Source organism: Planktothrix sp. FACHB-1365, from assembly GCF_014697575.1.
Taxonomy (GTDB): domain Bacteria; phylum Cyanobacteriota; class Cyanobacteriia; order Cyanobacteriales; family Microcoleaceae; genus Planktothrix.
This window is the reverse complement of record NZ_JACJSC010000025.1, coordinates 35,270-48,444: the sequence shown is the minus strand read 5'-3', so window position 1 is coordinate 48,444 and position 13,175 is coordinate 35,270. Positions and strand designations below refer to the sequence as shown.

General features: G+C 36.8%; 14 protein-coding genes. 3 read left to right on the top strand and 11 right to left on the bottom strand.

Going from position 1 to position 13,175, the window contains the following annotated elements; translation table 11 throughout:
• Positions 1–98 precede the first annotated feature (98 nt).
• Positions 99–797: an OST-HTH/LOTUS domain-containing protein gene (locus H6G57_RS21635; RefSeq protein ID WP_190522369.1), complete on the bottom strand. Its 699-nt coding sequence runs from the start codon at positions 795–797 to the stop codon at positions 99–101.
• A 215-nt stretch (positions 798–1,012) separates the two neighbouring features.
• Here H6G57_RS21635 and H6G57_RS21630 point away from each other — a divergent pair, with 215 nt between their 5' ends.
• Complete coding sequence (locus H6G57_RS21630) at positions 1,013–1,390, top strand: PH domain-containing protein (RefSeq protein WP_190522367.1); 378 nt, start codon at positions 1,013–1,015, stop codon at positions 1,388–1,390.
• A gap of 39 nt (positions 1,391–1,429) precedes the next feature.
• Here H6G57_RS21630 and H6G57_RS21625 read toward each other — a convergent pair whose 3' ends face one another.
• The 3 genes from H6G57_RS21625 to H6G57_RS21615 all read right to left on the bottom strand — a co-directional run bounded on the left by H6G57_RS21625 (position 1,430) and on the right by H6G57_RS21615 (position 5,480).
• Complete coding sequence (locus H6G57_RS21625) at positions 1,430–3,424, bottom strand: transglutaminase family protein (protein ID WP_190522365.1); 1,995 nt, start codon at positions 3,422–3,424, stop codon at positions 1,430–1,432.
• Positions 3,421–4,773, bottom strand: coding sequence for a DUF58 domain-containing protein (locus H6G57_RS21620; protein ID WP_190522363.1), 1,353 nt, complete (start codon positions 4,771–4,773; stop codon positions 3,421–3,423). The genes H6G57_RS21625 and H6G57_RS21620 overlap by 4 nt, the downstream gene beginning before the upstream one ends.
• Before the next feature lie 65 nt (positions 4,774–4,838).
• On the bottom strand, positions 4,839–5,480 hold the full coding sequence (locus H6G57_RS21615; protein ID WP_242049055.1) for a PAP/fibrillin family protein: 642 nt from the start codon (positions 5,478–5,480) through the stop codon (positions 4,839–4,841).
• A gap of 229 nt (positions 5,481–5,709) precedes the next feature.
• Here H6G57_RS21615 and H6G57_RS21610 point away from each other — a divergent pair, with 229 nt between their 5' ends.
• Together H6G57_RS21610 and H6G57_RS29150 are read left to right on the top strand one after the other, a co-directional pair.
• Complete coding sequence (locus tag H6G57_RS21610) at positions 5,710–5,982, top strand: type II toxin-antitoxin system Phd/YefM family antitoxin (RefSeq protein WP_190522361.1); 273 nt, start codon at positions 5,710–5,712, stop codon at positions 5,980–5,982.
• A gap of 82 nt (positions 5,983–6,064) precedes the next feature.
• Positions 6,065–6,226 carry a Txe/YoeB family addiction module toxin gene (locus tag H6G57_RS29150; RefSeq protein WP_199314407.1) on the top strand — a complete coding sequence of 54 codons (162 nt, stop codon included), beginning with the start codon at positions 6,065–6,067 and terminating at the stop codon, positions 6,224–6,226.
• A 46-nt stretch (positions 6,227–6,272) separates the two neighbouring features.
• Here the strand turns inward: H6G57_RS29150 and H6G57_RS21600 are convergent, their stop codons facing one another.
• The 7 genes from H6G57_RS21600 to H6G57_RS21570 all read right to left on the bottom strand — a co-directional run bounded on the left by H6G57_RS21600 (position 6,273) and on the right by H6G57_RS21570 (position 13,071).
• Positions 6,273–7,220: a MoxR family ATPase gene (locus H6G57_RS21600; protein ID WP_190522359.1), complete on the bottom strand. Its 948-nt coding sequence runs from the start codon at positions 7,218–7,220 to the stop codon at positions 6,273–6,275.
• An 85-nt stretch (positions 7,221–7,305) separates the two neighbouring features.
• On the bottom strand, positions 7,306–7,533 hold the full coding sequence (locus H6G57_RS21595) for a ferredoxin family protein (RefSeq protein WP_190522357.1): 228 nt from the start codon (positions 7,531–7,533) through the stop codon (positions 7,306–7,308).
• A gap of 152 nt (positions 7,534–7,685) precedes the next feature.
• Positions 7,686–8,918 carry an ATP phosphoribosyltransferase regulatory subunit gene (locus tag H6G57_RS21590; protein WP_190522355.1) on the bottom strand — a complete coding sequence of 411 codons (1,233 nt, stop codon included), beginning with the start codon at positions 8,916–8,918 and terminating at the stop codon, positions 7,686–7,688.
• 144 nt (positions 8,919–9,062) lie between these two features.
• Positions 9,063–9,965, bottom strand: coding sequence for a DnaJ domain-containing protein (locus H6G57_RS21585; RefSeq protein WP_190522352.1), 903 nt, complete (start codon positions 9,963–9,965; stop codon positions 9,063–9,065).
• 147 nt (positions 9,966–10,112) lie between these two features.
• Positions 10,113–11,939, bottom strand: coding sequence for an ABC transporter ATP-binding protein (locus tag H6G57_RS21580; RefSeq protein WP_190522349.1), 1,827 nt, complete (start codon positions 11,937–11,939; stop codon positions 10,113–10,115).
• A gap of 117 nt (positions 11,940–12,056) precedes the next feature.
• On the bottom strand, positions 12,057–12,200 hold the full coding sequence (locus tag H6G57_RS21575) for a hypothetical protein (protein ID WP_186440454.1): 144 nt from the start codon (positions 12,198–12,200) through the stop codon (positions 12,057–12,059).
• Between the two features lie 79 nt (positions 12,201–12,279).
• Positions 12,280–13,071 (bottom strand): mechanosensitive ion channel family protein, encoded by a 792-nt coding sequence (locus H6G57_RS21570; protein WP_190522346.1) that lies wholly within the window; start codon positions 13,069–13,071, stop codon positions 12,280–12,282.
• Positions 13,072–13,175 lie beyond the last annotated feature (104 nt).

Below are 13,175 nucleotides of genomic sequence, written 5' to 3'. Positions count from 1 at the left end.
CAGGGGTTGACGGTTGGCTGGGATGTTCCGTTGCTGAATTCATGATCTATGAGCAGCCCCAGCGTCCTCCCTCGCACTACTGTATAAATCATAATAAATTAGCTAATATTAAGAGTAATTCTCCAAGTATCCTGTATTTTTTCTAATTTGATTTCTGGAATTGTTTGCAGCAAATCTACTAAGTTAAGGTCAGGAAAAATTTTACGCCGTACATCTCTTAGATTCTGACCATAATTCTTATAAAATGGATTATTTAATTCATCAATTGTTACATAATTTTCTATTTTTTTCCCAGACAAAGTTTTAACTATTTCTACTAAAGTACATTTTAAATCATCCTGTGATATGATTTTGGCAGGGTACTTTGGAGTATAAGGCAAATTTGTTTGAGTCAGATAAAGTTTGTGAATCGGATTAGGAGTTGGTAAATATCCGTCATCCTGCAACTCTTTAATCATACTTTGCTCCACTTTCCAAGGACGTTTTACTGTATAAAACATGGGTTGATTACCAATTGAAGATTTTTGGGAGCCAGAAACCGTTTTTCGGAGTAAAGCAATGTAGAATTCTTTAGGAATTGGACTCTCATAAATAGCAAAAATATGGCTTTTCCTCAGCAATGTTTTTAGGTCGTAATAGCCATGAGTCTGCAACACATTTTCAATAGTAGATCCATTTTTTTGATTAAATAACTGTTCTAACCGAGATCCTTTTATCCAAGGAGAGTCTGAATCTTCAGTTTCTTTTACTACCAAGTTTTCTAATTGTTTGATCAGTTGTTGTAGCCGGTTGTCCATTTGCTTCAATTCAACCTACCTAGAAGTTTGATTACATCTATCTACAAAGGCAACATTGGCTATTTCGGTCTCTGCTCTAGTCAATCATCTATCAGCAGTTAACTTCTAGCGAGCGAGGACGCTCGCACTGCTTAAAAGCCGCCATCAAATAGAATTGTTATAATAAACATAACTTTTAAAATCCGAAGGCATCAATTTCTGTTTGGAGGTTAATGATGGGATTAATCGATGGCTTATTAGGTAACGCATCTGAAATCGATTCACAAAAGCTACAAGAGGGACTTACGAAACTTTTAGCAGAGGGTGAGTCTATCGAGAGAGGTTATCAGTTAGTTCGGGATTTAATTGTATTCACAAATAAACGATTGATCTTTATTGATAAACAAGGAATCACAGGAAAAAAAATTGAATACCATTCTATTCCCTATCGCAGTATTATTCATTTTAGCATTGAAACATCGGGACACTTTGACCTAGATGCAGAGTTAAAAATCTGGATATCTGGAAGTTCTACACCCATTGAACGAGAGTTTAACAGACGGTTAAATATCTATGAAGTTCAAAGTGTATTAGCTTATTATGTCCTGAAGTAAAATAATTGAAGCTGCTATCTGTTGGTATTGTGTAGCAGCTTATTCCTTTTTTTGATAACGATTTAACCAAGATTTTATCATCACTTTTAATTCCTCTCTTTCCGTATTATTAATTCCTTGAGGATCAAAACGATAACGATAATGAAGCTCAACAATAGCCGATAGATCCTCTATTAATGGGTTTTTAGGTAACTCCTGTTTTAACCGTTGAATCCAATATTTTAACGACTCGGAAGAATGGCGAAAAAAGCCTAATTCATTTAAAGCTCTCTCAATTAAATAAAATTCGGAATCTGTACCCGGTTGTTGAGCGGAAAAAACAGATTTTGATAATATTCTTTTAGCAGTTAAACGGTGGACTCGTTTTTTAGACGAAAACTGAATAACTATTAACACTAAAGGAATCATCAATAACCAACTATATTTTAATAGATTTAGAGTTGATATGTATTTTAGAAATAAAGTCAATTGAAACCCAACAAAAGACCCGATATCTGTTATTATTTCCCATTGAGGCGCAGCAGCATCTTCAATAGCTGACCATCCCCCCGGAGTGGTATCAAAATTTTGCCAAACTCCATCGATATAAACTAAAGTCCAGGCGTGACCATCCCGACCTCGAACAATAAATTGATTCTCTAAAGCACTAAATTCACTCACAGAAAATCCAATTGCATAACGGGTGGGAATTCCTACTTCTCGCAATAATAATGCTGTTGCGGTAGCAAAATATTCACAATGTCCAGATCGATTTTTGAGTAAAAAACTAGAAAGGGGTGTTTGTCCTCGATCTTTTCCTAATAATTGCAAAGAATAACTAAAATTATCTTCAAAAAACCCTTTAACTTGCTTTAAAATTTCTTGGGGGGGTTTTCCTTTTAAATTGAGTTGTTGAACAATTTGAGAAATTGCTGGTTTTTCGGATGGGGGAATTTGTAAATCGTCTTCAGTAGGAGGACTATCAGTATTAATAGTCGGGTTAAATAAAATTTGATAGGACATTAAATCAGGGTTTCCTTGTACTTTAACTGTCCCATATTGATTTTTTTCTACCTTTAAAACGGGTAATTGATTAAGTTTAAATGTACCATTAGGGAGTTTTAATAATCCTTTTTTACGATTTAATCCCCCAGTAAATATCATTTTATAATAATTTTTTTGTTGTTGTGCTAATTGCCAGGTTGTAAGATTTTGAGCAGGTTGAATTGACTTAAATTGAGAATCCGTTGCAAACCAACTCGATGATTTATATTTATTATAGGTAGATTCTCTTAAAAGAATGGGTGTTGTTTCTGGGTCATCTGTCGCCACCCTAAAGAAGATTTTGTTAGAAAGTTTTAATACTCCAATATCACCCATGGCTGTACTTTTTTGAAAGGGATCAGCATCTTGAAACGATAAACTGCTTAATTGTTCTATAATAGCTTGTTCAAAGCTTAAATGCAGGCGATGGAGTCCCATTTGTCCGACCAGTCCTAAACTTCCAGCGCATAGAATTAACCCTATCCAAATTAGCGGAGAAAATCGTTTAGACCGACTGGAGAAAAGAGCGATCGCTACGAGTAAAAACATCCCGATATAAAATGAGATATCTTGGATATTAACAGCACTGGTAGATAGAATACACAAAATAAAATAGAAATAGGTTAAATTTAGATAAAATTCTTCTGGTTTTTGGTGGGGAGATGAGAAGAAATTTAATAATAAAAATAAAGTCCGAATATCAATAGTCTCGTTGATGGAATAAATTTGAGCAAGTACAAGCGGAAAAAGAATAATGGGAAGCCATTGTAATAAAGTATAAATAAATTGAATAGAATGGGTATTAATAATTAAAATAATTCCAATTAAAATGACCAAAATTAAACAAAAATTAGCAATATTTCTAATATCTTGAGATGAGAAATTCCAACGCCATTGGATGAACCGGGAACTTTCAAGAATTAAAGCCATGGGTAGAGCAAACGCTAACAGTCCGGTTTGCCATCCCCAAAAAATTAAAGTTGCACCTAAAAGAAAAGGTGGGGTTTTCATAGTTTCATTAACTCCTCTTTTATTTTTCCTAAATGTAATTGATGAAACGTGGTTAAATCGAGATTAAAAGAGTCTAACTCTATAGATTTTTCTGATTTTTGCTTGTCTGTTACGATTAATACTAAGGTATGAATTCCTAGACTATTGAGATGATAAATTAAATTTTTTCGAGTTTCATCCCAATCAATAAAAATACAAATACACCCACTCAATAAAGAAATTCTATCGAGAATAACGGGAATAATAGAATCAAAATTTTTATCTTGACAAGGAACAACAGATGCTAATATTTCTAACATTTTATCTGTATGACTTAATCCTCGACCAAAGGTAAAAGAGTAAGCTTCATGACCCACAAACATTAAATCTAATAAAGATTCTTGAGTTTGAACTTGATAGGCGAGGGAGGCTGCAATGGCGATCGCTTCTTCTAAACATTCACTATATTTTAACGGATGAAAAGTATCTAAAATTAAAGCATGACGGACAAAAAATTCATCCTGTTCTTCTTTAACAATGGGTTTGCCTAATTTTGCCCAACTTTTCCAATGAATTTTTCTTAAAGAATCTCCTGGACGGTAATCTCGTAATGCTCTAAATTCTTCTGAATCTCCAACAGATGAAGCGAAGGTTACTCCACCAGATTGATATCGTCTCGAACCTGGAAGCTGAATCGGTGGAACCTGATATAATGGGGGAAGAATTAATAATTTTTGAGGTAAATAAATTGTTTTTCGAGCATTTACTAAACCCAACGGATCACAACAGGAAATCGTTAAGCTGGTAAGTTCCAAAATACCTCGATGACAGGGTGTAATTTGAATCTCTATTTCCGTTGAACGATGGGGCGGAAGAGGCGGTAAATTTTGGGGTTTTGCGATCGCATATTGTTTTTGATCAATTAACCATAACCAGCGATAATATCCTAACATTTTATCAATAGGATTTCGCTGTTTTTCCTTGGGTTCTGGAGTTTCCAGAAACTCTTGCAGGGTGGGACGAGGATCAGCAAAATTTTCAATAATTTGTAATCCAATTTGAGGTTTATTTGTGTTATTATGAATAATAATCCTAGATTTAAAAGGAATACCTACCGTTGCCAATCTGGGTAAAGTTCGGGTGGCATGAAAATGGAAGCGAAAAAATAAGCCTGAAATCCGAGAAATGATCAGAAGAGAGACTAAAAAGGTAAAGATTTGATAAGTTAAACTTTGATTGGTATCTAACCCTAATAAAGCCGTAACAACAACGCCTGCAAGAACGATTAACCCCCGATTTGTAAATCGTTTTTTGCGAGATTGTTCAACGGCATAACTGAAATAAAACAGGCGATAAAATAACCGTTTCATTGAATATTACACATAAAATAATTAACGTAGGGTGCGTAAGCTGCATCCCACGCACCAATTAAAACTTACTCTAATTCACTCTTAATTAAAACAAATAAACTTCCATCTCCTCCTCGACCAATACGGAAGGTTTCATCAAGGTAAGTAATTTCTAAACTAGGAATACGACCTACGGGATTTCGGGCGGGGACAACACGGGCGGGTTCTAATTGAGGAGTCTTAACCCCTATAATATTAGAAATAGCAATATAGCGTTGTTGAAAGAAAACATTCAGGCGATTATTGGGTAACTTATTATCATCAATAACGGGTTCAAAGGTAGCCGTTACTTTAACATAACCGGAAATTAATCCTAATGGATGTCTAACAAAGGCTTGATTAAAAAATTGCCGAGAATTGACATCAATGATTTGATAGATTTTTCCCACTTTTAACCCTAAAGGTAGAGAAGCTAAACTGCGAATTTCCCTGGCTGTAGAATAGAGCAGTAACCAAGCTCCATCTAATAATAAAGGACTATACAGTAAGGGTCGATAGTTAGGGTTTTTAGCTTCTAGTTGAACTACCATCGTCTCAATTTCTTCTGCAAGATCAGGTTTAATTTTAATATTTGTGACCGGAGAACCGTCTATTCCTCCAAGTTGAGATTGAACAGTTTCAATTTTAGTGATTAATTGTTGTTTTAAGTTGGTTTGGGTTAACATCATAAAATTCCTTCAGATTATCTTTTCAATCAATCAAGTTTTAGCTAAGATATATTTTAGATGATTTCAAGTAAAAATGTAAGTCTCTTGGTTCTTTCGTGTTGACTGTGCTGATGGGACTTAGATTGCGCTCGGAGGCTTTTTGCTCTAATCAAGCATTAAGAGGATTTACAGCCTTAGCTGATCTACAGTTATAATAAGAGGGTAACTCAAGCATTGAAGTGAGAAAAGAATGAATTCAATCCCGTTTATTCAATTTAAAAATAACATCCAAGGCTTTCTTGAACAAGTCATCAGTCAACATACTCCTCTTAAAATAATCGATCAAAATAGTGGAGACTTTATTATTATTAGTGCTGAAGATTGGGAACAACAACAAGAAACCTTATATGTTTTACAAAATAGCTATTTAATGGAACAAATTACCCATTCTATGGCAACTCATACCCAAAATAAAGGCTACTCTCCCAATCAGGAAGAACTAGATGAGATACTTAGTATTTGAGGGCAACACCTGGGAAAGCTATGAAGAACTGAGGGAAAAAAACAAAAACCTCCATAAAAATCTTTGTAAAATTATCAAATAAATGCTGAGAGGTGATCCCGCTAAAGGAATCGGAAAACCAGAACCGTTAAAACATAATTTATCGGGGTTATGGTCAAGAAGAATTTCTCAAAAAGATCGTCTAATTTACAAATTTGATGATCAATATGTTTATATTTTTGCCATTGGAGGTCATTACGAGTAATTTAAGTAAAATTTAAGTGATTTTACTGCGATCGCTAATCATCAACTTAGGCAGGAACAGGAACAGATTTGAGAACTTCTTCTACAATAACCGGGGCTGTTCTTCCTGTAAATCTTGAACGGGGTTCTAAGACTAAACGATGGGCGATAACAGGAATTGCTAATTCTTGAATGTGTTCGGGAGTTACAAATTCATAGCCATCAAATAAAGCCAGCGCTTGAGCAATTTTCATTAACGCAATAGAAGCCCTCGGACTTGCCCCTAATTGTACATCCGTTGCGGTTCGAGTTCCATTCACTAAATCAACAATATAACGCTTCATTTCCGCACTGATTCTAATTTGTTTCACCTGTTGTTTTAACGTGAAGATTTCCGCTAAGGAAACACAGGGTTTGAGGGTATCAATTGGATTTTGATCGATTTGATCTGAGAGTAAATTGACTTCATCTTCGGGTAAAATATAACCTAAACTAAATTGTAAAGCAAATCGATCCATTTGGGCTTCTGGTAAAGGATAAGTCCCACGAGATTCGACGGGATTTTGAGTGGCAATTACAAAAAATAAATCCTTAAGTTTTCTCAGATTTCCATCGATACTGACTTGAGATTCTGCCATTGCTTCTAATAATGCAGATTGAGTACGTGGAGAAGCCCGATTAATTTCATCTGCTAGAACAATATTAGCAAAAATCGGCCCTTCATGGAAATGAAAATTGCGTTCATTTTGGTCAAAAATAGAAACCCCTAAAATATCTGAAGGTAAAAGATCGGGGGTAAATTGAATCCGTTTAAAACTGGCATCAATGGAAAAAGCAAGGGCTTTAGCAAGGGTAGTTTTTCCGGTTCCAGGATAATCTTCAAGTAAGACATGACCCCCACTGACAAAGGCGGCTAATAACTTTCTAATTGCCAAAGATTGCCCTTTCATCACCTTCTGAATATTATTATTAATCCGTTGATAAATCTCTCGACCGAATAGATTAGCGTTTTGCATATTAAATAGAGAATAATGAATAAGGAATAAGGAATAAGCAAAGGTAAAATTCCTATTGCAAGAATGCCCATTCCCTATTCTCTTTTTAATGAGGCGTTTTCTGTAATTCGGGGCGTTCTTCTGCTACAATTGCACCTTCAACCGGACAAACTTGTAGACAAATTCCGCAGTCAATACAGGTGGAAAAATCAATCCAATACCAATTCGTTCCTTTTGTATTTTTTCCAGGGCCTTCATGAATACAAGCAACGGGACAAGCCCCAACACAATCAGCTACACCTTCACAAATGTCCGTAACAATAGTATGTGACATGGTTAGTGTTCTCCTGTTTAAAAATAGGGGGTAAATACTTTTTGATTGTTAACGATAAATTAACGAATTTGCAAGGGATAAAAAGTCTAGGGTAGGTGAAACTGTTATCCTAAAATTGATTAGAACTGTTTAACAATTCACCTTCTTTACCCTTAAACAATTTTTTCAATTTTGGGGTCGCCGTTAACATCAACCCAAGCAATTTGATCAATGCCTCGACGACGAGCATAGTCCCGAATCTCTTCAGCAGTTTCCCGGTGTTCTAACTCCACTTCTACCCGGACTAACTCGCTGGACTGCCTTAACTGACTGGCATAGGCAAAAGTCGCCGCATCGGCTTCTGGGGTTTGGGCCACCACCAACCAATCACTAGCCGGGGTTTGATGCGGTAATTCACCTTGTCCCAATAACACTTGATGCAAGTCTTCAAGATTCAAGGAGAAGCCAATTCCCGGTTCTGTTTTGCCTTGGGGATGATACAGACCGAGAAGTTGGTCATAACGTCCTCCCTGCCCTAATACCCTTGCCCCGGATGCGGTATCACTGACGGCAATAAATACAATTCCCGTATAATAATCAAAGGTTTGAACTAAACTTAAATCTAAGGTTATTGCAGGTTGAATTTTTGAATTTTCCCAACATTTTTGCAATAATTCTATTAAGGATTTGAGGTTATTTACCGCTTGTCGTTGAGATGAATCTAAATCCAGTTGAGAAACTTGGGATAATACGGTTTCTGGACGACCTCGTAAATCAAATAAAAATAAGGCTCGTTCTCGCAGTTCTGAAGTAAGTGATAACGATTCTAAACCAATTCGATCTAAATTAGCGATCGCCGTTCTTACTTTTTCCCGTTCTTTAGGCGGAAAAGGCGATAATAACGATTGAGTTAAACCTGCTTCTCCCAGAATTAAATCAGTATTATTTAACCCCAAAGTTTGCAAACAGTCTCGCAATAAAAGCAGAATTTCTGAATCAGCGCGTAATCCGCCAGCACCCAAAAGTTCCACACCTGCTTGATAAAATTCTAACTGTTGTCCCTGATCAATTGTCTTTTGTTTGCGGAAAACATTGGCGTTGTAATACAAACGTTGGGGCCAAGATTGTAGATTCCCCATGCGAGTCACTGCCGCCCTAGCAATGGACGCCGTTAATTCAGGGCGCAGTCCTAACCCCTGATTTTCAGAATCTTGGAGTTGAATCACCGTTGAGGGTTGTACCGCACCCCCAGCCATCAGCGTGTCCAACCGTTCCAAGGTTGAGGTAATAATTTGATGATAGCCCCAACAGTGAAACACCTGTTGTAAGCGCCGTTCAATCCAAACTTTTTGGGTAACATCGAGGGGAAGTAAATCTCGCGCACCCGACGGGGGTTGATAAACCATACTGAGCGTAAAAATTAACAATTAAGCATTAAGAATCCAGTTACAAACGGCAATTTGTAACTTTTTCTACAATATTTACAATACCGCATTGCGGGTGTTGGTTGTCCGTTTTCCAGTAACAGCCAAACGTCAACCGTCCCTTCTCTACTTCTTCTTCCCTCCAAATAAGCCCCCAAATAAACCTCCTTCTGATTTTTTAGCAGTTTGTTGGGCTGTTTTGGCTTTTGCTCCAGCTTGGGGTGTGGCTTTTTCCAGTTGTTTTTTAGCTTCTAAGGCTTGAGGTTGTTTTGGGTTTAATTGTAAGGCTCGATTAATATGGGGTGTAGCGAGTTTCGGTTGATTTTGTTTTAAATAAACTAACCCCAATAAACCATGACAATGACTATTATCGGGTTCTCGTTTAATGGCATCTTTTAACTCTAAAATTGCCTGGGCATAGTTTTGACTCGCCATTAACTGTTCTGCACGGCGGCAAGCTTGTTCAACAAAAGAATCTTTCTTCGGCATTACAGAAGGTGGCGGTGGAGTTTGATCGATCACTTTGGCAGATGGAGCCGGAGAAACACCCCCTTTTTGATTTTTACGGAGGAGATAAATTAAGTTTAACTCACTAATTTTACCAATAATTTCTAAGACTTTTTGAGGGGATTCATATTGATTTTTAGCTAACTCTTTAATAGCAGCTTCATAAGCGGTTTGATAGTCAGAAGCTTGCATCAGTTTTTGGGCTGCTTCCGTTTGTAATTTTAGGTTATGCTGTTCTTTGACCGTGCGATCGCCCATGGTTTTTAACAGCAGAATATATTCTTTACGTTCACCTTCTTTTGAAAACTGATTATAGGCCGGACTGACTAACTTCGCTAATAATTGCTTGGCTAACTCGTGATCCTGGGGGTTGTCAAAGGGACAAGTATCAGGATGCAAACGACGGGCGATCCGCATATAGCGTTTGCGAATGTCCTCAAAGTCTGCTTCTAGGGAAACCCCTAAAATCGCATGATTATCTGTAAACTCAAACTGAAATAACCCTTGTTTAATTTCAAACATACTCTTCTGCCTTCCTTACCTAAACTTGCAATTGAATGAATTGCACCTCTTTAATCTTAATATAGCCCGTCTTCAACTGTCAGAAGTCAAAAAAACTGGATTTCTGCAATAACCCAGTTTCTGAACTCTCTAATTGCCATTTGTTAATTAAACCAATAATTCGCCTGTTTCTTGTAAAGTATGTAAACGTTGATAAATTCCCTGGTGTTGAAGCAGGGCTTCATGGGTTCCCACTTCTGCAATTTGACCTTGATCTAACACTACAATTTGATCCGCTTCTCGAATGGTACTCAAGCGATGGGCAATAATCAGGGTTGTGCGTGTTCCTAATATATTTTGCATGGCTAATTGGATCGCCCGTTCTGATTCATAATCTAAACTGGATGTGGCTTCATCAAAAATTAAAATATCAGGATTTACTAATAAGGCTCGTGCAATTCCCAGCCGTTGTTTTTGTCCGCCTGATAACCGCACGCCTCGTTCTCCTACGGGGGTAGAATAGCCCTTCGCAAGTTGTTGAATAAACTCATCTGCTTTAGCAATTTTACAAGCTTCTTTAACTTCTGTAAAGGTTGCATGAGGATTGCCATAGGTCAGATTTTCTAACAAAGTTCCATTAAAAATATCCACCTCTTGATGCACAATAGCCAACCGTTTACGATAACCCCTAATATTCAAATTGCGAATATCAATTCCATCAATTAAAATCTGACCCTGATCAGGTTCAAAATAACGAAACAGCAGTTTCACTAATGTTGATTTTCCTGAACCCGAACGTCCAACTAAGGCTACGGTTTGATAAGGTTCAATCAATAAATTGATATTCTGTAAAACCGGAGTATTGGGATTATAGCCAAAACTCACCTGACAGAATTCTATTTTTCCGTTAAATTGATAGGAATTTTCCCCAAGAACCTCGGTTTTATTGAGCGTTAAATCGCCCGCATCTTGTCCCCTTGGTAACTGCATAAATTCGTGTAAACGAATCATTGACGCATAGCGACGGGCGAAAACTTCTGCAATATTACTAATCGGTGTAATTTCAGAATAAGCCATACTCGCTAGAGTATAGATAGTGACAAAATACCCTAGAGAAATATAACCTGAAATCGTTGCAGCTAAGGTAAATCCTAAGACTATAAATAGACTAAATTGTACACAGGTTGCTTGACGAGTAATTAAATGAACATAGCCTCTGTGAATCCGACCAACTACTATTTTAAACTCGCGATTTAAACGAGTAGTTTGTCGTTTTAACTCCTGAGATTCCGTTGCAAATGCTTTAACCGTTTTGATATTTGTAATAATCTCAGAATTGCGACTTTCAGTATTTTCTTCATACTGGGCGATAATTTCTTCTAAGTCGATTAGCCGTTTCAATGTTTTTAAGCTAAAAACCAAAATTAGCATAAAAGACAATAAAAAGAAGATAGCAATCGGCCAGGAAATCCAGGCAATAATTACAAGAATTCCTAAGACCCGTATAAGTTTAGGAATCAGTTGACCCGCAATTTCAGGATATGTCCAAGTTTGGTTAGAAATCCCTTTTGCAACTCGACTAGCAATTCGTCCAGGGTTATTTTCATCATAAAACTCTAAAGGAAGGGTAAGAATTTTTTGCAAAGAATTCTGATATTGATCTCGACGAGTTTTTAATGTAATTAACCAATGATACCAAACCCCTAACCAAGGCTGTATTGGAGCTTTAACAACAGTAACACAGAATATTAAACTTAATAAAACTCCTAAAGAAAGCTGAGGGGTTTGGGCAATTCCCGTTAAATTAGAGATTCCTTGAATCAAATATTGGGTTAATTTATCAACAGGTTGATTTGAGAGGACATTGAGCGTTTGTCCTATAGCATAAGGAACCATTAAATCAATCAGTTCAAAGGTACTAGATGCACTAATGCTTAGGATAGATAAAGATAAATATTTTCGGTAAGATTGACCGAGATCCCGAAAGGTCGCCATAATCTTGAGTCGTGAAACACTACAATATAAGACGCATAAGTTACAAGTATAATACAAAAAAAGGATGCTGGCCAGCATCCTCAAGATTAGTCACGGATTTTGTTCCTATTTCTACCTTTAGGATAGGGAATAGGCGGTCTGTAAAGCCCACCAAACCAGCAAGCCAATTCCTCCCAAAACCAGCACAGAAGAAACAATAATTGCAGTGGGGCTGTCTGCCCCTTTAAATTTCATAATGCCACGATCTAAGTCGGATGTCATGATTTAGTTTGCCTAACTCTAGGAGAGATTTTAGCATTGATAACTTATTCTGTGACGATAGACCGTAAAAATAAACGGATTAAACTAATAAAATCCCCTGAGCATCTAAGCTTTGTTTCAGACGTTCATTGAGATCGGAACGTACCAGAGAGTAGTCAGGAGTCGCCACCCAAACTGTTAATAAAATCTTAATCCCACTCCCCGCAATTTCCTGAACCTCCAGACCAGGTGTAGGTTCTGAGAGAATTCGTTGATCAGCTTGAACGAGAGTCAGAAATAATTCTCGAAGTTGCTCCAGATTAGTATTATAACTGAAATTCAATTTTAAATCTACACGGCGCATGGGTTGAATAGAGTGATTAACAATTTTATCGCCGTAAAGTTTACTATTGGGAATAATAATAATTTTGTTGTCGGGTGTGGTTAAAAGAGTTGTAAAAATTGAAATTTCCTCAACGGTTCCTTCGACTCCGCCTCCTTCAATATAATCGTGAACTTTAAAGGGTCGGAAAATAATCATAAACACACCGGACGCAAAATTGGATAAAGACCCTTGTAAGGCTAAACCAATTGCTAACCCAGCCGCCCCTAAAACAGCAATAAAAGATGTGGTTTGAATTCCGAGTTTTCCCAGAGTTGCCAACACGACAAAAGTAACCGCCGCAATATAAATTAAGTTGACTAGAAATCGAATTAGCGTTGGCTCCAATTGTGCCCGAATCATTAAACGTTGACTCAAACGTTGTATAAATTTTGCTAACCACAAACCCAATAATAAAATCAGGATTGATATCAAAATTCGAGTCCCAAACTCGCTAATTAATGAGAACAATAGGGTTAATAATTCCTGTTGCTGTTCCTTTGTAAGCATAAGCTGTCAATCTCAAGAAAAGTTTAAATTAAATTAAAAATCGCTCAGTCATCGGCTTAATATTATAAGTTTATGATAAAATAATCAACTGAAATATGATTTTA